The sequence below is a fragment of the Peribacillus sp. SIMBA_075 genome (genome assembly GCF_046534585.1).
The window spans coordinates 1-287 of the sequence record NZ_JAWRYN010000401.1 but is presented as its reverse complement, the minus strand read 5'-3'; the positions used below and the strand labels follow the sequence as shown (position 1 = coordinate 287).

1 protein-coding gene is annotated in these 287 nt (G+C 36.9%); it reads left to right on the top strand.

The genetic code is table 11. The features are described from left to right. The coding region (locus tag SB775_RS28765) for a DUF3388 domain-containing protein (protein WP_410864600.1) at positions 1 to 287 on the top strand (287 nt) is incomplete at both ends.

Genomic DNA, 287 nt, shown 5'->3' with positions numbered 1-287 from the left:
ACTTGGTGACGTTTCTTCGTTAATCGGTATGCTTGGCATCAATATTGTCACAATTAATGGTGTAGATAATGCACGACGTGGACTTTTGCTTATGTGTGATAATCAAGAACAAATCTCTAGACTTGAATCAATTTTAAATACGATGGATAATATAACGGTAACGAAATATCGTCCGCCAAAGCTTAGAGATAAGCTAGCAGTTAGACATGGTAGGTACATACAACGAGATGCAGATGATAAGAAAACATTTCGATTTGTGCGGGATGAATTAGGATTGCTTGTAGACT